The organism is Croceivirga thetidis (assembly GCF_012272815.1).
Taxonomy (GTDB): Bacteria; Bacteroidota; Bacteroidia; order Flavobacteriales; family Flavobacteriaceae; genus Croceivirga; species Croceivirga thetidis.
On sequence record NZ_JAAWWL010000001.1, the window covers coordinates 698,994 to 720,020 of the forward strand.

25 protein-coding genes are annotated in these 21,027 nt (G+C 37.6%); 21 read left to right on the forward strand and 4 right to left on the reverse strand.

All coding sequences use genetic code 11. From position 1 onward, the window contains the following. The first annotated feature begins 4 nt into the window (after window positions 1-4). Window positions 5-757, forward strand: coding sequence for a DUF4097 family beta strand repeat-containing protein (locus tag HCU67_RS03105; RefSeq protein WP_168551137.1), 753 nt, complete (start codon window positions 5-7; stop codon window positions 755-757). A 64-nt stretch (window positions 758-821) separates the two neighbouring features. Beyond that, on the forward strand, window positions 822-1,532 hold the full coding sequence (locus HCU67_RS03110) for a DUF4097 family beta strand repeat-containing protein (RefSeq protein WP_168551138.1): 711 nt from the start codon (window positions 822-824) through the stop codon (window positions 1,530-1,532). A 95-nt stretch (window positions 1,533-1,627) separates the two neighbouring features. Here HCU67_RS03110 and HCU67_RS03115 read toward each other — a convergent pair whose 3' ends face one another. Then, a complete protein-coding gene (locus tag HCU67_RS03115) occupies window positions 1,628-2,155 on the reverse strand; it encodes a hypothetical protein (protein WP_168551139.1) in 528 nt (175 codons plus the stop codon). Between the two features lie 168 nt (window positions 2,156-2,323). Between HCU67_RS03115 and HCU67_RS03120 the strand changes: the two genes are divergently transcribed. Then, complete coding sequence (locus tag HCU67_RS03120) at window positions 2,324-2,743, forward strand: TonB-dependent receptor (RefSeq protein ID WP_168551140.1); 420 nt, start codon at window positions 2,324-2,326, stop codon at window positions 2,741-2,743. Here HCU67_RS03120 and HCU67_RS03125 read toward each other — a convergent pair whose 3' ends face one another. The 3 genes from HCU67_RS03125 to HCU67_RS03135 all read right to left on the reverse strand — a co-directional run bounded on the left by HCU67_RS03125 (window position 2,744) and on the right by HCU67_RS03135 (window position 5,678). Then, window positions 2,744-3,151 carry a DUF2141 domain-containing protein gene (locus HCU67_RS03125; protein ID WP_168551141.1) on the reverse strand — a complete coding sequence of 136 codons (408 nt, stop codon included), beginning with the start codon at window positions 3,149-3,151 and terminating at the stop codon, window positions 2,744-2,746. Between the two features lie 63 nt (window positions 3,152-3,214). Continuing rightward, a complete protein-coding gene (locus tag HCU67_RS03130; protein WP_168551142.1) occupies window positions 3,215-3,646 on the reverse strand; it encodes a hypothetical protein in 432 nt (143 codons plus the stop codon). Then, on the reverse strand, window positions 3,630-5,678 hold the full coding sequence (locus tag HCU67_RS03135; RefSeq protein WP_168551143.1) for a S9 family peptidase: 2,049 nt from the start codon (window positions 5,676-5,678) through the stop codon (window positions 3,630-3,632). Before HCU67_RS03135 ends, HCU67_RS03130 begins: the two co-directional genes overlap by 17 nt. 71 nt (window positions 5,679-5,749) lie before the next feature. Here HCU67_RS03135 and HCU67_RS03140 point away from each other — a divergent pair, with 71 nt between their 5' ends. The 18 genes from HCU67_RS03140 (at window position 5,750) to HCU67_RS03225 (ending at window position 20,967) form a co-directional block, all read left to right on the forward strand. Beyond that, a complete protein-coding gene (locus HCU67_RS03140) occupies window positions 5,750-6,766 on the forward strand; it encodes an acetamidase/formamidase family protein (protein WP_168551144.1) in 1,017 nt (338 codons plus the stop codon). Between the two features lie 5 nt (window positions 6,767-6,771). Beyond that, the gene (locus HCU67_RS03145; protein WP_168551145.1) at window positions 6,772-7,329 is read left to right on the forward strand and encodes a hypothetical protein; all 558 of its coding nucleotides are present in this window, start codon (window positions 6,772-6,774) and stop codon (window positions 7,327-7,329) included. Next, window positions 7,326-8,066, forward strand: coding sequence for a DUF6090 family protein (locus HCU67_RS03150; protein WP_168550547.1), 741 nt, complete (start codon window positions 7,326-7,328; stop codon window positions 8,064-8,066). Before HCU67_RS03145 ends, HCU67_RS03150 begins: the two co-directional genes overlap by 4 nt. Further along, window positions 8,059-8,808, forward strand: coding sequence for a DUF6090 family protein (locus HCU67_RS03155; protein WP_168551146.1), 750 nt, complete (start codon window positions 8,059-8,061; stop codon window positions 8,806-8,808). The genes HCU67_RS03150 and HCU67_RS03155 overlap by 8 nt, the downstream gene beginning before the upstream one ends. After that, window positions 8,801-9,547 (forward strand): DUF6090 family protein, encoded by a 747-nt coding sequence (locus HCU67_RS03160; protein WP_168550548.1) that lies wholly within the window; start codon window positions 8,801-8,803, stop codon window positions 9,545-9,547. Before HCU67_RS03155 ends, HCU67_RS03160 begins: the two co-directional genes overlap by 8 nt. Continuing rightward, window positions 9,544-10,272, forward strand: coding sequence for a DUF6090 family protein (locus HCU67_RS03165; protein WP_168551147.1), 729 nt, complete (start codon window positions 9,544-9,546; stop codon window positions 10,270-10,272). Before HCU67_RS03160 ends, HCU67_RS03165 begins: the two co-directional genes overlap by 4 nt. Before the next feature lie 39 nt (window positions 10,273-10,311). Next, the gene (locus tag HCU67_RS03170) at window positions 10,312-11,679 is read left to right on the forward strand and encodes a glycoside hydrolase family 113 (protein WP_168551148.1); all 1,368 of its coding nucleotides are present in this window, start codon (window positions 10,312-10,314) and stop codon (window positions 11,677-11,679) included. A gap of 185 nt (window positions 11,680-11,864) precedes the next feature. Then, the gene (locus HCU67_RS03175) at window positions 11,865-13,535 is read left to right on the forward strand and encodes a DUF885 domain-containing protein (protein ID WP_168551149.1); all 1,671 of its coding nucleotides are present in this window, start codon (window positions 11,865-11,867) and stop codon (window positions 13,533-13,535) included. Then, on the forward strand, window positions 13,528-14,265 hold the full coding sequence (locus tag HCU67_RS03180) for a DUF6090 family protein (protein ID WP_168550549.1): 738 nt from the start codon (window positions 13,528-13,530) through the stop codon (window positions 14,263-14,265). The genes HCU67_RS03175 and HCU67_RS03180 overlap by 8 nt, the downstream gene beginning before the upstream one ends. Then, a complete protein-coding gene (locus HCU67_RS03185) occupies window positions 14,258-14,989 on the forward strand; it encodes a DUF6090 family protein (protein WP_168550550.1) in 732 nt (243 codons plus the stop codon). Before HCU67_RS03180 ends, HCU67_RS03185 begins: the two co-directional genes overlap by 8 nt. Before the next feature lie 12 nt (window positions 14,990-15,001). After that, window positions 15,002-15,748 carry a DUF6090 family protein gene (locus tag HCU67_RS03190; protein WP_168551150.1) on the forward strand — a complete coding sequence of 249 codons (747 nt, stop codon included), beginning with the start codon at window positions 15,002-15,004 and terminating at the stop codon, window positions 15,746-15,748. After that, window positions 15,741-16,490 carry a DUF6090 family protein gene (locus tag HCU67_RS03195; RefSeq protein WP_168550551.1) on the forward strand — a complete coding sequence of 250 codons (750 nt, stop codon included), beginning with the start codon at window positions 15,741-15,743 and terminating at the stop codon, window positions 16,488-16,490. Before HCU67_RS03190 ends, HCU67_RS03195 begins: the two co-directional genes overlap by 8 nt. Next, window positions 16,487-17,203, forward strand: coding sequence for a DUF6090 family protein (locus tag HCU67_RS03200; protein ID WP_168550552.1), 717 nt, complete (start codon window positions 16,487-16,489; stop codon window positions 17,201-17,203). Before HCU67_RS03195 ends, HCU67_RS03200 begins: the two co-directional genes overlap by 4 nt. Window positions 17,204-17,206: 3 nt before the next feature. After that, entirely contained in the window at window positions 17,207-18,028 is an 822-nt protein-coding gene (locus HCU67_RS03205) for a DUF6090 family protein (protein WP_168550553.1), read from the forward strand. Further along, a complete protein-coding gene (locus HCU67_RS03210; RefSeq protein ID WP_168550554.1) occupies window positions 18,025-18,792 on the forward strand; it encodes a DUF6090 family protein in 768 nt (255 codons plus the stop codon). The genes HCU67_RS03205 and HCU67_RS03210 overlap by 4 nt, the downstream gene beginning before the upstream one ends. Next, window positions 18,785-19,519 (forward strand): DUF6090 family protein, encoded by a 735-nt coding sequence (locus HCU67_RS03215; protein WP_168551151.1) that lies wholly within the window; start codon window positions 18,785-18,787, stop codon window positions 19,517-19,519. Before HCU67_RS03210 ends, HCU67_RS03215 begins: the two co-directional genes overlap by 8 nt. 1 nt (window position 19,520) lies before the next feature. Further along, entirely contained in the window at window positions 19,521-20,261 is a 741-nt protein-coding gene (locus HCU67_RS03220) for a DUF6090 family protein (protein ID WP_168550555.1), read from the forward strand. Further along, window positions 20,254-20,967 carry a DUF6090 family protein gene (locus HCU67_RS03225; RefSeq protein ID WP_168550556.1) on the forward strand — a complete coding sequence of 238 codons (714 nt, stop codon included), beginning with the start codon at window positions 20,254-20,256 and terminating at the stop codon, window positions 20,965-20,967. Before HCU67_RS03220 ends, HCU67_RS03225 begins: the two co-directional genes overlap by 8 nt. Window positions 20,968-21,027: the final 60 nt, after the last annotated feature.

A 21,027-nucleotide genomic window follows, 5' to 3' on the forward strand; every position in this document is an offset into this window, starting at 1 on the left:
AATCATGAAAAGAGTATTAATAACAGCAATAGCTTGCGTAACCGTAACTTTTTTGACTGCGCAAGAAGACTTCTCAAAGAGTCTAAATGGCATAGAGTGGGTAAAGATAATTTCCAGTGCCAATGTAGATATCATTGCACACGACTCCAATGAAATCATTATAAAGTCAAGATCATCCAATAGAGCTCCCGATCGTTCGAAAGGTTTACGATTGGTAGGAGCAGGTGGCACCGATAATACAAACGTTGGCTTTAGTGTATTACAAGAAGGAAACGATTTAATCGTGACCAACCTTAAGAAAAATGCAAACGCCAGAATCTACCTTCCTAAAAACCAAAAAATCTCTGTAAAGAGTACCTGGAATGGCGACATTGAAATGGAAGGTTTTACCGGTGAAATCGAAGCAAATTGCCAACTTAACGGAAGCATTAAAATTGAAGGGGCTACAGGACCCATTACAGCGAATTCATTAAACGGTAGTGTCGAAATAATCTTTGACAGCATAGATCAAGACTCCCCAACCTCAATTTTTACCACCAACGGGGCTGTAGACGTAAGCTTGCCTGGCAATACCAAGGCAGACTTGTCAATGAGTTCTTGGAATGGTGATGTTTATACCAATTTTGATATTGAACAAGCTTCAAAAGAAGGTATGAAAAAAGTCTCTAGCAAAAAATCGACAGGTACTATCAATGGTGGTGGTGTTAGTCTCAAATTACGGTCTACCAATGGGAATATTTATCTAAGAAAGAAATAATAACCTGTGCTGAGTTAGCCTGTGTTGAGCGCAGTCGAAACAAAGCATCAAAAAACGAACAGTCATGAAAATCTATTCAACAATCATCATCTTCCTTTTAATGACACTAGTCACTCAAGGTCAAAAAATCATTGAAAAGACACTAGTGTCAAATGGAAAATCTATTGAACTAGATGTAAAATTTGCCCGAAATATCGAAGTGAAAACTTGGGATAAGCAATCGGTATACTTTAAGGCAACCATCGAAATAAAAGATGACCAATTTATTGATAAATACAAGGTTGATATTGATGAAACAAACAGCCGAATTAAGATTACCGAAGTTGCCGAACCTGTTTTCAAAGCCTTTCGAGAGTATGGTGAAAAGCAAGGTGGTGATAACTTAAGATATTGGTACAATTCAGGGGACCTTTGTAAGTTTTCTTACGTGCTATACGTTCCTGAAAATGCAGAATTTGAAGTGAAAAGTATCAACGGTAGTCTAAGCTCTGATGAGATAGTTGGTTATTTTAGGGCTGAACTTATCAATGGTGATATTGATATCAAGAAATACAGTGGCCGATTACAGTTAAGTACAATCAATGGTGCCATTGACCTTGTGGTTGCGAACAATCAATTTGTTGCTGAAACCATTCATGGGGATATCTATGCAGATGATAATGTTAAGTTCAAAGCCCATGATCGGCACGTAGGTCATCACATAGAAAGTATAGCTCAAAATACCTCAACCAAATTGAAGCTAAATACCATTAATGGTAATATGTACTTAAGGTAAAATATCGTGAAGCCCACGAGGTATTCAAATGGAATTCAACATTACATTCGACACCAGTTTCATAGCAATTGAATCTCATATATCGAGTAAGTTCATCAATCATTGAACGTACCTAGATTGGCAATAGGGCTTGACGAATTCGTCAGGTCCTGTTGCATTTTCAAGTAAACAGGTGAAGTTTTGAACATGTGTTCCAGCTGATTTTCCCAATCCCGGATTACATCAAAATAACTGCTATTGTTTACTGCCATTATCTCATTACAATCTGGACAGGTATGCTTATGGTCCAAGAAGTGATGGGCAAATTCGTGAAAAGCGACAACTTTTAATATTTCAGGATCCACCAAGGTCACCCAATTCACCAAGATATTTTCAATATTTCCATTTTCATCTCGGGTAACCATCCCCATGACCGTATTATTTTCTTCCAAAGGAAGACTATTGGTAATATCTATATTCTTTAATTGGAACAATTTTTCGTGGTATTCAATACCATACTTATCACATTCCGCAAAAAATTCATTTAGCAGTGGTTGCAATCTACCGTCGATATCGACAGATTTTTGTCCATAAGAAATTAAAACGGAAAAAAGTAGGGCAAGCCAAAAGAGAGAGGTTTTCATAAGATTGGGATTTAGGCGGTAGTAGGAATCTAAAATCCCTACCTTATAAAAACGGGAAACAAGTTCGATTATTCTTAGCTCAAGCCTGTTAAAACCAGTACTTTACAACAAGAAAAGTGGTTTTGACAAAAAAGTGGTTTTATTCTCGATTCCTATGTACCTTTAAAAATGAATCATCTTACGAAACAAGCCATGAATAAAACACTCTGTTTACTCTTACTCGTTGCATTAAGTCTTGGAACTTCATGCACATCTTCTAAAAGCAGTACGGCGGCAACTGCTGAAGAAATCGAAGAAAAGAATCAAGGTCATATTCCTTTACTGACACGCATACGAAGATTACCCGGAGTGGTCTTACAAAATGGTGTGCCTACCATTGCAAAAAACACCAATACGGTTTCCACTTTCGGAAGCGGAGAACCACTGTACATTCTCGATGGTCAACTTATCGGTAATTCATTCAACAGAATCAACGATTTAGTCGACAATTTTAATGTGAAATCCGTAAAGGTTCTTAAAGGTTCTGCAGCTTCAAGTTATGGGGCCCAAGCGGCAAGCGGAGTAATCGCTATAGAAACTTACCAGTAGTTAAAGGGTAACGTTGATTTTGGTGTCTTTAGAAACCTGAAAAACACATTCTTTAAACTTCGGAGGTCCAAAGGTTTTCATCTTCGCATTTGAGAACGCTACTTTTTCTTTGGGAATACCAATCCAGTTGGTATCCAATTTATCATTTCCGTTTTCATCATAAAAAACGGCAAGGGCATATTCCCCTTCAGGCAATCCTTTTAAGGAAATACTGGTAACACCTTGCTTTGCCGCAGTGCTATCGCTTTTGAAAACCTTATCGAATTTTAAAAAGTCTTCTTCTTGATTGTAAAGTGCGACACTAATTTTACCCTCTGATTTGGGTACACCATGAACTTCTACTGACAACTGGTTTTGAGCTACGAGGGAACAGGAAAAAAGCAGAAAAAAGACTGTTAGTATTCTCATGGGGTTCGTTTTGGCTGTAAATATCAAACTTTGAATAACCGCATATAGTATACGGTATAAACATTATTCTGGATTTTGCTTTTCAAGTTCAACATACGCATTCATTTCTTCAAATATTTTCAAGGTTTCCAGACTGTCTGCCATATTCAAATAGATGAGCAGCGAATCGTGGTGAATAATTTCAAGCTTCTGTTGGGCAAGATCATCTACAAAAACATAAACTTTTGACCCTGAAATCGAATCCAAAAAAACACCCTTCTCTTTGGCTAACCAAGAAAATCCATTTTTTCGTTGCAATTCAGGAATTCTCGGAACAAAATTTATGCCATCGATTTCGTTTAAAGGAATTCGCTGTTTGTAAATGCCCGAGACAATCTGAAAATCACCCTCTTCAAACTTTGTCCAATTCTTGTAATGAAGCACAAAGGCCAATAGACAAACAACAAGTGTTAGTATGATAATAATATTCCAAAACCAGTTATTCTTTTTCTTCATTTTTCACATCAGTTCTATACTTATCAAACCAGGCTACCGTATTGGCGATTTTGGTTATCAAGTTACTTGGTCTACTGGCAATACCATGGCTTGCGCCTGGAATTTCAACCAATACGGTTTCCTTCTTTCGCAATTTTAAGGCATGGTACAATTGCTTGGCTTCGCTAGGTGGGGTGCGTAAATCATTCATTCCCACCATAACCATTGTTGGGGTCTCAATATTACCAACGAGTGAAATGGGTGAAAATTTCCAATAATGTTCAAAATTTTCCCATGGTTGTCCCTCGTATCTCGAATTGGCATAACCAAAATAGTTGTCTGCAACGAGTGTCTTACTTATCCAGTTCATAACTGGTTTCGCAACAACGGCCGCTTCAAAACGGTTGTTTTTGCCAATCATCCAAGCCGTCATTATTCCACCGGCACTACCCCCGGTAACAAATAATTGATCTTCATGGGCAATACCCATTTTTATGCAATGGTCAACACCATCCATGGTGTCGTCATAATCTTGACCCGGATAGTTACGATACAACAGATTACCAAATTCTTCACCATAACTGGTACTTCCTCGGGCATTGGGATAGAAAACAACATAACCAGCCGTCGCATACAATTGCATTTCAATCGAAAACCGGTCTCCATAATTCAAAATTGGCCCACCATGGTTCTCCACCATAAATGGATACTTCTTAGTAGCGTCGTAATTTGGCGGATAAACTACCCAACCTTGCAGGTCACGGCCATCAAACGAAGATTTATACCACACTTCTTCTACCTTGCCCAAGGTTCGGTAGTTAAGCAATCCGGAATTTAAATCCGTGATTTGCTTTGGGGTCTTTGTTTTGGTAGATACCAAGGCAATTTCCGCGGGGTATTTTGGCGTTGCGTAGGTGTAGGCAATTACACCGTTTTTTGAAACACTGTACGAGCCGCTACCATAGGGTCTACCCAAGGTAGTGCCACCGCGATTATCAGCCATCTTAGTGACCTTGCCTGAAAGGTTGATATAGCCAACTTTTCCGTTTCCTTTGTCATCGTAATTAAAGTAAAGACCATTCCCCTTTTCATCCCAAGTAATACTCGAAATACTTCGGTCCAATTCATCTGAAATACTTCTTTTATTGGAACCATCAGCATTCATCAGATGTAATTTTCGAACCTGATAAGCTTGCTTTTTATCACCATAACCCAGATAGGCAATCAATTGCCCATTTGGTGAGACCACAGGGTTGTAATCCGGGCCGTCGCGGTCGGTCAAGGCAATAATATCCCCAGTTTCTACTGCAACTGAATAAATCTCACTATTTCGAAAACGGTATTCCCAATCTTCAACCCTATTGGCCGAAAAGTAGATTTTGGAACCATCGGGTGACCATGAGAGGGACCCTCGGTGCTGCCAGTCACCAGAAGTGATTTGTCGTGCAGCGCCACCATTGGATGGCATAACAAAAATGTGATTGAAACCCGGTTTTATATATCCCCGTCCATCGGCTTCATGGTATACACGATCTGTAATTCGTGGGGCATCTGCCCATTTAGCCCCTTTCGGCTTTTTTGGCATTTTGGCCAAAACAGGTGACTTCGAAGGAACATTCATTGAAAAGGCGAGTTTACGCCCATCTGGCGACCAGGTCAACGAACTTGGTGAAAAGGGTAATTGCGACAACTTTGCCACCTTGCCAGAATCCACCCAATACACATAAATTTCGGACCCTTCTGCCGTACTACTAGAAAAAACTATTCTGTCACCGGAGGGTGACCATGAAGCACTACTCTCTGATACTTCACGTGAAGTCAATTTTTGATGTTGGCTACCATCCGATTTTAATAACCAGAGGTTGCCCCATGCCCTATCCTTCATAATATCAAAACCCATTCTTCGATACACCACCCAATCTCCATTCGGAGAAATTTGAGGGTCAAATGCGTATTGTAAATCAAAAACATCTAGATAAGAGAAATTCGGTTTTTGTGCATGGCCAACACTAAAAAACAAAAGAAGCAGTAAAGAGGATATCAATTTTGGCATGGTATACAATTTTGGTGTTTTTAAAGGTAAAGAATTTGTAATTTGAACAAATCAACCAAAAGAAACTGAAAATGAAAAATCTAAGTACCCTACTCGGAATTTTCGCCATAATCTTTGTTACAGCTTGTATAGAGAAGAATTCCAGCAAAGAAACCGAAGAAATTACGGCACCTAAAGACAGCTTGGTAATCGACCACACTTTGACCACAGAAAACACCCATAACAAATTCAGTAGTAGTATAGCACCTGTTCTTAAAGTAGAATCAGGAGCGGTCATAGAGGCATTTACAGAAGAAGCAAGTGACGGCCAGTTTAATTTGAATTCAACAATAGGAGCACTGGATTCGTTGGATTTTGAGCCCATTCATCCATTGACCGGTCCTGTTTTTGTCGAAGATGCCAAGCCAGGGGATGTACTTAAGGTCACACTTCATAAAATTGAATTGGGCGGTTGGGGCTGGAATGCCATTTTACCAGGATTTGGTTTTCTAGCAGATACTATTGACACCAAATACCTGAAACTTTATGAATTGGGAGCTGAACGTGAAGAAGTGCAATTTAATGATGACATCTCCATAAAGCTAAACCCATTTCCTGGTGTAATGGGTGTTGCTCCAGATACTTCAGAACTATTAAATACAATTCCGCCAAGAGCGAATGGTGGCAACATGGATGACCCGAATATGACCGAAGGCACTATTATGTACTTTCCCGTATTTGTTGAAGGAGGTCTTTTTTCCATTGGCGATGGTCATGCTGTACAAGGTTTAGGTGAGGTGTGTGGTACCGCAATTGAATGTCCACTGCGTATTGTTTATGAAATCGAATTACTGAAAGATAAATCCATTCCCGAGCCCCAATATGAAACCAACGATTATTATGCAACCACTGGGTTTGCGACTACCATAGACGAAGCAGCTAAAAAGGCGACGCTATATATGGTAAATTACTTGAAATCAGAGCAAGGGCTATCAACTGAAGAAGCATACGCCCTCTGTTCGTTACAAGGAGATTTGCAAATAGCAGAGGTTGTTGACTTGCCAAATATGTTAGTGACCATGCACATGCCCAAGAGTGTTTTAAACTAAGAACAATGGCAAAAAAACAGCTGAACACCGATCGGATTCTAGGCATCTCTGCTATGCTCATCAGTTTGATGACCTTGGTAATTTTCATTTACCAGACCAATATCATGCGGGAGCAAAGTAAGCTTTCGGTGAAACCAAGACTAGATTTCACCACCAACTTTGGTGGTAATGATTCAATAACGACAATACAAGAAGTAATTGAGAACAAGGGATTGGGACCAGCGATTATAGACTCGATTTATTTCAAATTCAAAGAAGAAAGGTATCCAATTGACATTGAAAATTTCCTTGGAGAAAAATTACCTAAAGTCTTGGAAACTGGATATCTAGCACAAAGTGCTACACTTGGTAGAGGAACAACAATTTCACCCGGAGAGGAAAGACCTATCTATACCTATGTAATAAATTCAGATAAACTACCAGAAGTTATGGAATATTTAGGTGTTACAGATGAAGGTGAAAACCCCTTTCCGATAGAAGTAATTTACACTTCGATTTATGAAGATGAACTGTGGAAAATGGATAACAATGACATCTCTGTTCCGATTAAAGTTAAGCGATGATAAAGTTCTTTCGTCTTATACGTAAAAAGCTACTGTCTGAGAACCAATTCTCCAAGTACTTGATTTACGCCCTTGGTGAAATCGTGTTGGTCGTCATCGGGATCTTAATCGCCTTGCAAATCAACAATTCAAATGAACTTCATAAAGCAGAGGTAAAAGAACAACAATATCTTACCCAGCTTCTTAATGATTTTGAAACCAACAAAAAAGTACTCGAATTTTACAAAAAAGAGTATGATCGACAACTGAAATTCCTTGATGTGATTGTGCGTCATACTGGGCCAAAAGTTAAATCCCCAAACTCAGAGGTCTTTGATTCCATACAAAAATTAAATACCCCAAGTGTAAATGTCCTTTATGCGACCAGTGCCTCACAATCGAATTTAGATTTAGGTCTACTCACCAACAATCATTTGAAACAGTTTATACAAGCACTACCAGTAGTCTTTAGTCTTTACAGAGGTAATGAAAATGCAATTACCAATCTACTTTTAAAACAACGGGAAATACAACAACAATATATTCCGCTGATGCTTCTTAACTCAATGGAACCAACACAGGAAAATTTCAAGGCAGATACCTTGGGCCTTCTGCGGAACATGCAATTTCAAAATGTGACCGTCGATAGGCTATGGGTCACTGAGTCAGCCATTTTTGATCTTGATAGGGTACAGAAACATAATGATTCGATTATTTCATTGATTCGTAACGAACTAAAAATGTCTCAGGATGATTAAGTTTTTCCGTCGTTTGCGCCAAAAATTACTTTCTGAGAACGAGCTCTCAAAATACCTTTTATATGCAGTGGGAGAAATCGTTTTGGTTGTTATTGGCATACTGATTGCCTTACAGCTGAACAGCATGCGCGAAGAACAAAAAGCGCGCGAAAAAGAACAATCGTATTTGAAAGAACTTCACTATGATTTTACCTACAACAAAAATCAGTTGGACTCTATTATCGCACACAATACCACTGCGATAAAAGCCGCAATACGGGTAAGTGAAATAATTGAAAAGATGAAAAAGGAGGTTCCAGCAAATGAATATCTCAACTATCCCTTGGTTGACAGTATTCTGCCCTTACAGGACATGGCCTTTTCAAATATGTCTTTTAATCCAAAGAATGGAACCGTACAGGCATTGATAAATTCTTCAACTTTTGACCTGATACAAAACGATAGTCTTCGTAGAAATCTAATCTCTTGGAAAGATGTTTTGGACGATTATTTAGAAGAAGAGGAATTTGCAATGAAATTTTTGTTTGAAGAATACCAACCTTGGATTCGTAGCAATTATCAATTTCAAAAAGGATTGAGTCGAGAAAACCTTGAAATTCTGGTTAGTCCTCAGGAATTCAATTATAGAATCACAAGAATAGGTGACTTGGACAATCTTTTGAATACTGTTGAAACCGAAGGTATTGTTAAGACAATCGACGATATCTTACGAATGACAGCTCAAGAAACAAACAATGATTAAATTTTTCCGTCTCATCCGTCAAAAACTAATTTCCGAGAACAAATTCTCGAAATACCTTTTCTATGCAATTGGAGAAATAGTCTTGGTCGTTATTGGAATCTTAATCGCCTTACAAATCAATAGTTGGTACCAAACACGATTGGATTTTGAAAAAGAAGAAAAATTCCTATTGGAAATCAAAGAGAACCTCAACGAAGACCTTAAAAAGATAAACGAAGTCATTTCTGCAAATGCGTTCAAATTAAAAAAAATCGACTCAGCATATTACTATTTATCGTTAATGAAAGAGAACCCGGCTCTTGGTAAAGATTTTTCATATCAAATGCCGGTAATAACCAATCATAAATTATTCACCCCAACAAGGGTAGCATTCAACAATATAACTTCTACTGGTAAAATTGATATTTTGCGTTCAGACCCTTTGAGAAAGGATATTTCCCGATACTATTCAGATGTCTCCCTTGATGGAGTTCAAAATCAGATTGTAAGTACGACGCAGCGTTTTTTGGATAATGTTGCCCCTAAAATGATCAATAAGACCATGATGAAGTTCATTACCAAAAAAGATTTTGATGTTATAGCCATAAACGAGGTAAAGGTGCACACCGACCCCGAAATCTTATCCGGACTTTTTGTTTTGACCAACAAAACATTTGAACACAACCAAAAACTTGAAGAAACCAAAGTCACCATAGCAGAACTCATAGCTGCCATAGATTCTTATTTGAATTCAAAATGATAAAATTCTTTCGCCGCTTACGACAGAAACTACTCTCCGAAAACAAGTTTTCGAAATACTTGCTATATGCCATTGGTGAAATTATTTTGGTCGTCATCGGTATTCTATTGGCCTTACAAGTCAATAACTGGAACAACGATAAAAATGACCGTGCAAAAGAACAGTTGTATTTGTCTAGTTTTCATAGCGATATGAAAATTAACCTAAAAGAGCTGGACCGTGTCATAGAAAAATCAAGCCAAACAATTAGCACTACTGATTCTTTATTAAGATATGCCGATGGCCAAATAAAATTAAATACGGTCAGGGAAATTCAAGCTCTAGTAATGGAAACAGCGAGCTATACTTTCTTTTTCGGGGCCGAGGGTACCATCAAAGACATTTTTGGTTCTGGCGACTTGGCTTTAATTCAAAATGACAGCATTCGCAAAGCCATGGTCAATTGGGAAGCTAATCTTAAATATTTAAAGGAATTTGAAACACTGGGCAAAGACAATCAATTGAGCTACATAAACTACTTGAAGTCGGAGACGCCTATGTATAAATATGCTTTGAAAAGAGACTTTTTGGACCATGAAACGATCAACAAAATAATTACCGATGAAAAATTCTTGAATCTTGTTGGCGAGCAGAAACATATGGCTAAAGAAGTGAATCGACTTTATTTGAGTCAGAAAACCAAAATGACCGAACTATTGAATCAAGTTTCAAAAACCATTGAATAATTCAATGTAAACTTCAATGATTTCCTCTGACCGAATCCCATGAAAAAAAACATTAAAAATGTAGTTCTTATTTATCTTATATCCTGGGTGCTAGGCTTTGTGTTGCTACTATGGCAACTGGTGGCAAGGGGTGAAGGTTTTGTAGAAAGTGTGCAACGGTATTTTGAAGATGTACTCCCCAACAAGTCATTTTTAGTCGCACAACATTTACTTTTCTTAATACTTCTGGTCTTATTTCTGCTTGTTCGTTATTTCCGAAAAGTTTACAGAAAATATGGTTCAAAATTGATGTTCAAGCGATTGGGTCTCTATTTGCTGCTTCCTGTCACCTTACTTGTCGTTAGCTTTAAAACCTTGGTGCATTTGAATACCTCAGAAGTAATAGACTTTACTTGGGATGAAAAGGCAATGAACCAATCAGGAGAAGTCGCGAATTATTATGAGCGTGATGGTCTTCATCGCGGTATGAGCGTTTTTGGTTGGCAACAAGATAATACCGAAGGTATTGATGCCTTGGTTAAAGCCAATGTTGAATGGGTAGCCGTAGTTCCTTTTATATGGCAAGAAAATGAACAATCGCCCGAAGTGGCTTCAAAACGTGAAGACGGAATTTTTACCCGAAGGGATTCCACCTTTATTAAGGCCATTAACGATTTACATCAAAAGGGTATTCATGTGCACCTAAAACCACACCTATGGTTGGGTGAAGGTTGGCGCTCAAATCTAAATTATTCTTCAAAAGAAGATTGGGATACTTGGTTTAACTCTTACCGAAGTCGCATGCTGCATTACGCGAAAATGGCCCAACTAACCAAGGCAGAGCTTTTTTGTGTTGGAACTGAACTACGCACTTCGATTAAAAAACAACCCGAAGCTTGGAAACTACTAATTGCTGATATACGTGATATATACGACGGCCCACTTACCTACGCAGCGAATTGGTATGACGAATATGAACATATTGGTTTCTGGGATGCATTGGACTATATTGGGATTCAGGCATATTTTCCATTGACCAAAGTCGAAAATCCAGATTTGGAATCCATTAAAACCGGTTGGCAACCCCACATTGAAACCTTGGCTGCATTATCCAAAACAGAAGGAAAACCAATCCTTTTTACCGAGGTTGGTTACAAAAGTGAAGCCTCAGCAACAATTAAACCTTGGGAATGGGACGATACTTTTGGGGTCTTGTATAAGAAAAAGTCAGACCAAACACAGCAATTGGCTTTTGAAGCCCTTTTTCAGGAACTATGGGACGAAGAATGGTTTGCCGGTGTCTACATTTGGGAATGGAATACCCGCAGTCAAGAAAGCAATGCACCGACCAATTTAAACTTCTCCCCTCGTTTTAAGCCCGCTGAAAATGTTATTGCCAAATGGTTCGGCCAGCCAAAAGTTCAATAGCTAAAAAACGTAAATAGCTCAGCCCTAGAAGGCAACGTTTTTATTTCATATATTTAAAAAGGCGACGCCTAAACCAGACCAACCAATAATGAGAATAGTTGCAAGACCCAATTGGCAACAGCACCAATTGTATTTTCCCTCTATAAGTAAGCTGTTAGCAATCATTGGATTAATTGAATCAACCCATGAAACATAGATTTTCACTACTCCTGCTTTTGATTTTTTTAGGCTCTTGTAATGAAGGGCAAAAAAATGAAAAAGACGCGCCTACAAATACCGCATTCACAACTACATCCTACGATGATTTGGTTCTACTGTTTCATGACTGGCGCGAATTTGAAAATCCGCCAAAACTTGACGGTGCACCGGATTATACTAAAGCAACTTTTGAAAAACGTTGGCCAAAATTCAAAGAACTCCAGCAAAAACTCATAAAAATAGACACTACCGATTGGCCCATTCCCGAACAGATAGACTGGATGATAGTTTGGGCCGAAATGAACGGTTACGATTTCAATCATCGGATTTTAAAACCTTGGGAACGCGACCCAGCCTTTTACAAATCGGTATGGACGTACAAAAGTGATGTTCCAGCCCACGAGGGTCCAACCCACCATGGAACATTAGAATTGTGGACCTATGAATTTCCACTCACTAACAATGAAAAAGAACGCTTACTCAGCGACTTAAAGGTTATTCCCACATTGAATAAGCAAGCCGAACAAAATCTTACCGGTAATGCCAAAGATTTGTGGGTAGCGGGTATTCGTGATATCAAGAATCAAAGTACCGTTTTAAAAACGATTTTATACCAACAAGGGGTACGTGAAGATTCTGCTTTGGTTGATGCTATAATGGAAGCAGTGGCATCGACTGATGCATTGGCAATCTGGTTGCAAGACCAAGCCGATTCAAAAACGGGACCTTCAGGTATTGGAAAAGACAACTACACCTGGTATTTGCAAAATGTGCATTTGGTTCCCTTGACCTGGGAAGACGAGGTCATGATTTTAAAAAGGGAACTTGCCCGAGCTTGGTCCGCTTTAAAATTGGAGGAACATCAAAACAGAAATTTGCCCGAATTGGTTGCGGCAGATTCGCCAGAAGCCTATGATAACATGGCTGATGCAGCTGCACGAAGTCTAATTGACTTTTTAGAGCAGCAAGATATTGTTACCGTTAAGCCCTATTTTGAACCCGCACTTCGAGAGCATTTGGGGGCCTTTGTCCCTGAAGAAAAACGCAACTTTTTTTGGATAGGAGCCCATTACGACCAACGACCACTCTACTCCCATTTTTACCATTGGTTCGAATTGGCACGAATGGACAAGGAGCCGCGTAAAAGCGAAATACGAAGGGGGCCATTATTGTATAATATTTTTGATTCAAGAAATGAGGGAACAGCCACCGCGGTCGAAGAAATGTTCATGGATGCCGGATTGTATCAAGACTCACCGCGCAGCAGGGAGATTGTCTATATCATGATTGCCCAACGGGCGGCAAGAGGGTTGGGGTCTTTGTATGCCCACGCGAATGAAATGACAGTGGAAGAGGCCGGTGGAATTCACTCAGCATATACCCCAAGGGGATGGATGAAGACCGAAAAAGAACTGCTGATTTTTGAGCAACACCTGTATTTGCGGCAACCCGGTTATGGCACAAGCTATATTACCGGAAAGTATTTATTAGAGGCCGCCATGGCCGATTATGCCAGAATTCAAGAGCTGGAAGGGAAACCATTTAAAACAAAAGAATTCTTTGACGAATTGAATAGCATCGGCAACATTCCCATGGTTTTAGGCCATTGGGAAATGACAGGCGAAAAAGAACAACTAAAACCTATTTTGAATGATTAAGTTCTTCCGTCGCATACGCCAAAAACTTTTCAAAGAGCATCAAGGCTCCAGATACCTGCTTTATGCTATTGGTGAAATCGTTTTGGTGGTGATTGGGATACTTATTGCTCTTCAAATCAATAATTGGAATGAAAACAAAAAGGCAAGGAAAAATGAAATTGTCATTTTAAATCAATTCCTTAAAAATTTTCAAGCCAATGATAGCATTATCAAGGAAGGGTTTACAGACTATGCAGCCCAAAAAATGTACATCGATGCAATGCTAAGGTATAGCGGACCTAATCCCAAACTACCAGAAGATTTTGAAACTGCAGATTCCATTGGAAGATTTACTTATGTCAAAGTAGATTTAGCTTATGGCTCCATTGAATTTCCAAGCCAACAAATTGACAAACTGACCAATGAACCTTTAAAACTCGAGTTATCAATTTTTCCAAGTGTATATTCTTCCTATAAAGAACAAGAAGATCAACTCATTGAACTCACCTTGAATCAACGGCGAAGACATCAAAAACACGTGACCTTGTTGGCAAGGGTCAGTGGATTTGAAAAACAACGATTTGAATCTGACACTTTAGGCTGGTTAAAAGACAAGGAATTGCAAAATATTACAACAGATAAAAAATGGGTTACAAATGGTGCCCTAAGAGAACTTAAAAAGTTAGACAATCAGAATCGCAGCATTCTCAATTTGATAAAACTTGAATTAAATCAAGCTATCAATGATTAAATTTTTCCGCCGCATACGTCAAAATTTACTTCAAGAGAACCGTTTCTCAAAGTACCTCCTATATGCGATAGGTGAAATTATACTGGTGGTCATTGGAATATTGATTGCGTTACAGGTCAACAATTGGAATGAAAAACGAATACTAAGAACCACCCAAAATAATTACCTCAGAGAACTAAAGGCTGATATTGATATTATGAATGTTGAATACAAATTAATTGTGGACGATCATACCCAGAAATTGAAAGCTGCCCAAGATGTTTTTCAAAGTCTAAATACCTGTGAACTCAACCATAATCAAAAAAAACGTTTTGATGAATTGCTTCTAACCTATAATTCCCTTACAGTCTTATATCAGGTACGAAACACCTATGAAGAAATGCTTTCTGCCAATATTTATTCGGAATTGGAGAACAAGAAAGTTAAAAATTTTGTTTCCGAATTTTATGAACATAGAGATGCCATGCAGCACTATATAGATGATTTTCGACAAGATATTGGTGTAACCTATCCCACCATTAAAAAGCATGTGAGTTTTGAATATGATGGTAATGGAGAAACTACAGTATCTTATGAGATTTCAGATTTATGCAATGACAGCGAATTCAAAAATGCCATTTTTGAATCGGTTAGAACCAAAGAATATATTATGCAAATGACTACTATACTCTCAGAAAAACTTGAGGTAATGGTGCAAATGCTGGAAACAGAAATGGATAATTAAGTCGTATACACTATGCTAAAATTCTTTCGTCGCATTCGTCAAAAATTACTTCAAGAGAATCGGTTTTCAAAATATTTGCTCTATGCTATTGGTGAGATAGTCTTGGTCATGATCGGTATTCTATTGGCGCTTCAAATAAATAACTGGAACGAAAATTTAAAAGCAAGGAAAGAGGAGCAAAGAATACTGAAATTATTAAAAGATGAAGTAAGTAGGGACATTTCTCTCTTAGAAAATTTAATTGAAAGTGGAAAAAGAAGAGGAGCGGAAATGGATTCTCTTATGATCATGTTAGCCAATAAGCAAAATTATGATGTCTCAAATTTTCTACGTCTTAGCTATTCAAGTCTTGGTTTTGAAGGTCATTTTAAATCAAGTGCTGGCACCTATGAAGAATCCCTTGCTGCAGGAAGCATCAAGTCAATTACCAATGAGACCCTAAGACAAAAAATATTTTCTTATTACGGTGACGTCAAATTAAATTATACCGATAAGAATGCCCAGAAAATTATTTACGAGAGTATTTACCCTGTGTTTTTTAAGAAGATAATGGCCACAAACGAGGCTTTGCAATCTGCAGAGTTGCCAAGTCGATTAAAGCCTATTGATTTGATGGCCCTGGGAAAAGACCCTGAATTTATGGCCATGATTATTCAAAAACGCACAGCAGAAACCTTTCAAATCTTTGACTGGGGCATATTTCTTGAAAAGGCAACCGAGCTCCATAAAGAAATAAACCAAGAAATAGAACATGATTAAATTCTTTCGCCGAATCCGCCAGAAATTGCTCTCCGAAAATAAATTTTCTAAGTACATCCTCTATGCCATTGCTGAAATCATCTTGGTGGTCATCGGTATTTTGATTGCATTACAGATCAACAATTGGAACGAGGAACGAAAAAGGGCTGCGCTCGAAGAAAAGATATTGTTGGAAATTAAAGATGACCTTAAATTCAATATAGAAAAAGCCAAAAAAGAGATTGAAATAGAACAAACAGTCATTACTTCAATTAATCTGCTATCCTCAAAATTTTTTGAACAAAAGGAATACGATGAAGGTCTCGATAAGCATTTTAACAATTGCTTCTATTGGCCAACTGCCAGTTGGAAATTATCTGGGTACGAAACCTTGAAATCGCAAGGAGTTGCATTGGTTCAGTCAGAAGAACTGAGAAGCACCATCATTGATCTTTACGAAATACAATACAATGAACTGGCTGAAATCATTAGAACTACTGAAGGCTACTCTGCTGCCTCAACCGTGTTAGTGCATGCCAATCTCGAATATCAACTGGGATATTCAAACAAGATTCCTTTGAACATTGGGGCTGCAAAGCCAATACATACTGAAGCATTGAAAAACAATACCGAATTTTATGGGCTAATGACCTTTTGGCGGGTACTGCGACTTGAAGGTATCCGTATTAGAAAAAAAACCATAACCTATTGCGAAGATTTGATAGTCCAAATAGACGACCATCTTAAAAAACAAATTCAATGATCAAGTTCTTTCGCCGCTTCCGTCAAAATCTGCTTCAAGAGAACCGCTTCTCAAAATACCTGCTTTATGCCATTGGTGAGATTGTCCTAGTAGTTGTCGGAATTCTAATAGCACTTCAAATCAATAATTGGAACGAGAAACAAAAGACGGTACAATTTGAACAAAAACTTTCAACTGAGCTCATTCAATCATTGCAAAGTGATATTAAAGGAATGCGATTTGTTATTAAAGAGAATAGAGAAATTATGCAACAAGCTTCTGTGATAATTGAACTTATCGAAGGCCAAAGAACGTATCATGACTCACTAAGCACTTATATCTTCAACGCGCATGAATATTACCATCATAGTTTTGATAAATCTGCATATGAAACTTCCAGAACACACGGGCTATATTTCATTAAAAACGACAGTACAAGAAAACAACTTTCAGATTTGTATGAATGGCAATATGAACATAATAGTAATCTAAGACCGATTAGAAATGACTTCTATTCATCAACAGTAGAACCTTTTCTAGCGGAAAACTTTGCACTAGAATTAACCGAAAATAAAGGCCTCATTCCCCATAACCCTGAGGACTTGATAAAAAACCCGAAGTATAAATTCATTATTATGTCAAGTATAAGCAAAACAAGAACTACGCTATACTGGCAAAATAAGTTCTTAGAAAATATGGAAACCATTAAAAAAAGATTAAAAAGTGAATTCTAATCAATGCTAAAATTTTTCCGTCGTATTCGCCACAAACTACTTGCTGAAAACCGATTCAGCAAATACTTCCTTTATGCCATAGGTGAAATTGTACTTGTGGTCATTGGTATTCTGATTGCATTGCAGATCAACAATTGGAACGAGGAACGAAAAAATATTGCTCAAAAAAATGCGTACTGTGCCCAATTGATTACAAGTTTAAAATCGGATCGTAAAGTGTTGAAAGAGTTTTACAATCGCCTTTTGGCAGTCGAGAAAAAAGGAAAGTACCTGTGGGAATTTGTAAGTGGCACTGAAATGGAAATCGATACCAATCTTTTCAAAAACCATTTTTTAAGTGCCGCAAATGCTTTTGAATTTACCCCAAAAACTACTGCCTATGACAATATGGTAGCCAGTAATGGGCTTAATCTAATTAAAAATGATTCTTTAAAAATTTTGTTGCCCATATATTTTGTTCCACAAAAGGGTGAATTAGAAAGTGCCAAGCAACGTAGTGACTATGATGCTTCCTATAATAATACTCGATTTGAATTTACCTCGCCTATGATGCTAAAAAAATATCTAAACGCAATCTTCAAAGCGAGTCCAGGAACTATGGAAGCAGGATTAGTTGAAGAAAATCAGGATGCTCAAATGGATTTAGAGGTAGACCTATCCCAATTTGAAATGGATTGGGAAAAATTAAGAAAGAGTAAGGTTTACAAAGTTTATCTCGGAAGAATGCTCGCCATTAGGGAACCCCAATTAAATTCTACCAAGGAGAAACAACTTCTTATTGAAAAAATGATTAATCTTCTTGAAAAAGAAATAAATCAACGATGATCAAGTTCTTTCGCCGTATTCGCCAAAAACTGCTTGCTGAAAACCGATTCAGCAAATACCTATTTTACGCCATCGGTGAAATAATTTTGGTCATGATTGGAATTTTGCTGGCCCTCCAAGTCAATAATTGGAATCAAGATCGCATTAACGATAAAAAAGAAATTGAGATTTTAAAAGCACTTAAAACAGATGTTGAAATCAATTTGGGCCAATTTGACCACTACAAAAATCTGGTCGGGGTAAAAACAGATGTTCTTGTCAAAATATTGAACGGTACCTATGACACCTTAAAATACATAGAGGTAAATGGTGATAGCATAAATGAACTCTTCGTAACAAGATTTGAATACGACTTAACTATTCAAGACTTAACAATAAAGGAAACCTTTAGTAATGGTAATAACGCGCTTATTAAATCAGACGAACTTCGAAAAGAGATTTTCAATTACTATAATTTGATTGATGATCGCAGAGGCGCCATGAAAACAGGACGAAGTAATTGGACTGCCCTGTTATCTGGGTTGATTCCCGGTGAACTTTATGAAACCGGTATCAATGAAGACTCAACCGATGAATTGAGCCCAATCGTACCAAAAGTAGTTATTCAAAAACTGAAGACGGATTTGGAGGTATTACGACCTGCAATCAATGCTGAAATTCAATATTCGAGCCGTGCTTATCGCAATCTCAATCAACTTAAAAAACGTGCAAATAATTTGATTCAGCAGCTTGATCAAGAGATAAAAAGTAAAAGCAATGATTAAATTTTTCCGACGTATCCGCCAAAAACTTCTTGAAGAAAATCGCTTCAGTAAATACCTTTTGTACGCTATTGGTGAAATTACCTTGGTCATGATTGGTATTCTATTGGCCCTCCAGGTCAATAATTGGAATGAAGCCCGAAAAAATAGCATTAATGAACAGCTATACTTGATTAATATTCGTGATGAGGTAGCTGCCGATTCTACGGCACTTCATAGAACATGGTTCCAGAACTACCCGAAAAAAGTCAACAACTTGCATCAAACAAAACAATATATAACGGGCGATTATGCGCTGATTGATACCCTGGCGTTCATTGATGCTGTCGGATTTGGTGGCGTGGGCAGCAGGAGTACCTTCTACGGAAGCTCGAGAACCTACCAAGAATTAATCAGTACTGGTAATTTGAGTCTGATAAGCAGTGAAAAGCTAAGGCAACAAATTGTGGAATATTTTGATGGCAAAGAATTTGTAAACAAATATGCCAACAACATCAGGACCCCTTATGCCGATTATGTGAATTCGTTCAAATATTTTAATTCAAAATTTCCTGACAGCATCAATAAAGCGGAAATACCAAGAATGCTTAAAAAAATCAAAACAGATGAATTTTATGGGCTTATCAATCAAGAATTAACTTACGCCTATTCCATACATCGAGCTTTGGAACGTAACAAACAAGAAGCCCACCAACTTTATGACAGCATCCAAAAATTTCTAAGCAAGTAATATGCTAAAATTCTTTCGTCGTATTCGCCAAAAACTCCTTCAAGAAAATCGGTTTTCTAAATATCTGCTCTATGCGATTGGAGAGATTATCTTGGTCATGATTGGAATTTTGCTAGCCCTCCAAGTCAATAATTGGAACGAAGGGATAAAAGCAAAAGCAAATGAAATAAAGCTTCTTAAGGAATTGAGAAAAGATGTGGCCTTTTCAGTCGGCGAATTGGATACCGTAATTCAATATAATCAGGTTTCCGTTAACTACTTAAAGAAAATTCAAAACCATATTATTAATGACCTCCCCTACTCAAAAGTTTTGGACACTGCATTTACTTACATAGATATATTTCAAATCCCGTATTTACCCAAAACAACCTATGAGACCTTAAAAGTGAGGGGTATTGATAAAATTAGTAATGATAGTCTCAAAGCAAAAATCATAAGTATTTACGATTTTGAATTTCAACGTATCGAAGATGATTGGGGGGAATGGGAATGGAGTTTTAACCAAAACACCACCCAACGCATGATGATAAGCCATATTCGAAGAAGTGATAACTATGATGACGATATTGCACGACCAAACGACTACGAAGCACTGAAAACAAATGTTGAGTTTGGCAATTTTCTAAATGTGCTCATAGTACTTAGAACAGGTCATGTAGAGGCAATGACTTGGACGCGGAAAAAAGTAGAAGAATTACACCAACTTTTAAATAAAGAATTATACCGTAACCAAAATGATTAAATTCTTTCGTCGCATACGCCAAAAATTACTCGAAGAAAATCGCTTCAGTAAATACTTAATTTATGCTATCGGCGAAATTATTTTAGTCGTCATCGGAATTTTGATTGCCCTTGCAATTAACAATTGGAACACTGAAAATACCAATAGAAAAAAAGAAGCTTTGATACTGAAGCAAATCCATATGGATTTTCAAAGCAATAGAAACCAATTGGATAGTATAGTGCTCATCAATAAAAAGAAACAAAAAGCACTTACGATTTTTATCGATGCCTTATTGACCGATCCCGGTGTTGCTGCCATAGATTCACTTTTGAAATACAATGCTGATATCTATACCATTAAAACCTTTAATCCTTCGAATGGTACCATTGAGGCCCTAATCAATTCCTCTTCATTTGAGTTGGTTCAAAATGATTCGTTACGAAACCTACTTGTTTCTTGGAAAGATGTATACAACGATTATGCTGAAGAAGAGCAATTGGAGCGCACTTATCAAATACAAAATTTCACCCCTTATTTACGGAAGAACTTTAACCGTTTGCAGCCCTATTCCCAAGAAAATCTTGAACTGCTTAAAACCGTTGAGTTTCAAAACACCTTTATTGATAAACGCTTGCTATGTGATTTTGTATTAGAGGCCATTGAACAAGAAAAAATCAATTCTTATATCGATGAGATAATTCGACTTTCAAAAGACCATGATTGAATTGAATTAACTAGTTCTTCGTCAAAACCCGTATCTTCCTGATACTAAAATCAAATCACA

Coding starts and splice junctions, on each gene's coding strand:
- HCU67_RS03130 (WP_168551142.1), bottom strand. CDS start 3,646: ATGAAGAAAAAGAATAACTGGTTTTGGAATATTATTATCATACTAACA.
- HCU67_RS03180 (WP_168550549.1), top strand. CDS start 13,528: ATGATTAAGTTCTTCCGTCGCATACGCCAAAAACTTTTCAAAGAGCAT.
- HCU67_RS03110 (WP_168551138.1), top strand. CDS start 822: ATGAAAATCTATTCAACAATCATCATCTTCCTTTTAATGACACTAGTC.
- HCU67_RS03190 (WP_168551150.1), top strand. CDS start 15,002: ATGCTAAAATTCTTTCGTCGCATTCGTCAAAAATTACTTCAAGAGAAT.
- HCU67_RS03105 (WP_168551137.1), top strand. CDS start 5: ATGAAAAGAGTATTAATAACAGCAATAGCTTGCGTAACCGTAACTTTT.
- HCU67_RS03165 (WP_168551147.1), top strand. CDS start 9,544: ATGATAAAATTCTTTCGCCGCTTACGACAGAAACTACTCTCCGAAAAC.
- HCU67_RS03115 (WP_168551139.1), bottom strand. CDS start 2,155: ATGAAAACCTCTCTCTTTTGGCTTGCCCTACTTTTTTCCGTTTTAATT.
- HCU67_RS03135 (WP_168551143.1), bottom strand. CDS start 5,678: ATGCCAAAATTGATATCCTCTTTACTGCTTCTTTTGTTTTTTAGTGTT.
- HCU67_RS03185 (WP_168550550.1), top strand. CDS start 14,258: ATGATTAAATTTTTCCGCCGCATACGTCAAAATTTACTTCAAGAGAAC.
- HCU67_RS03120 (WP_168551140.1), top strand. CDS start 2,324: ATGAATCATCTTACGAAACAAGCCATGAATAAAACACTCTGTTTACTC.
- HCU67_RS03170 (WP_168551148.1), top strand. CDS start 10,312: ATGAAAAAAAACATTAAAAATGTAGTTCTTATTTATCTTATATCCTGG.
- HCU67_RS03200 (WP_168550552.1), top strand. CDS start 16,487: ATGATCAAGTTCTTTCGCCGCTTCCGTCAAAATCTGCTTCAAGAGAAC.
- HCU67_RS03125 (WP_168551141.1), bottom strand. CDS start 3,151: ATGAGAATACTAACAGTCTTTTTTCTGCTTTTTTCCTGTTCCCTCGTA.
- HCU67_RS03210 (WP_168550554.1), top strand. CDS start 18,025: ATGATCAAGTTCTTTCGCCGTATTCGCCAAAAACTGCTTGCTGAAAAC.
- HCU67_RS03225 (WP_168550556.1), top strand. CDS start 20,254: ATGATTAAATTCTTTCGTCGCATACGCCAAAAATTACTCGAAGAAAAT.
- HCU67_RS03195 (WP_168550551.1), top strand. CDS start 15,741: ATGATTAAATTCTTTCGCCGAATCCGCCAGAAATTGCTCTCCGAAAAT.
- HCU67_RS03215 (WP_168551151.1), top strand. CDS start 18,785: ATGATTAAATTTTTCCGACGTATCCGCCAAAAACTTCTTGAAGAAAAT.
- HCU67_RS03145 (WP_168551145.1), top strand. CDS start 6,772: ATGGCAAAAAAACAGCTGAACACCGATCGGATTCTAGGCATCTCTGCT.
- HCU67_RS03220 (WP_168550555.1), top strand. CDS start 19,521: ATGCTAAAATTCTTTCGTCGTATTCGCCAAAAACTCCTTCAAGAAAAT.
- HCU67_RS03140 (WP_168551144.1), top strand. CDS start 5,750: ATGAAAAATCTAAGTACCCTACTCGGAATTTTCGCCATAATCTTTGTT.
- HCU67_RS03160 (WP_168550548.1), top strand. CDS start 8,801: ATGATTAAATTTTTCCGTCTCATCCGTCAAAAACTAATTTCCGAGAAC.
- HCU67_RS03150 (WP_168550547.1), top strand. CDS start 7,326: ATGATAAAGTTCTTTCGTCTTATACGTAAAAAGCTACTGTCTGAGAAC.
- HCU67_RS03155 (WP_168551146.1), top strand. CDS start 8,059: ATGATTAAGTTTTTCCGTCGTTTGCGCCAAAAATTACTTTCTGAGAAC.
- HCU67_RS03175 (WP_168551149.1), top strand. CDS start 11,865: ATGAAACATAGATTTTCACTACTCCTGCTTTTGATTTTTTTAGGCTCT.
- HCU67_RS03205 (WP_168550553.1), top strand. CDS start 17,207: ATGCTAAAATTTTTCCGTCGTATTCGCCACAAACTACTTGCTGAAAAC.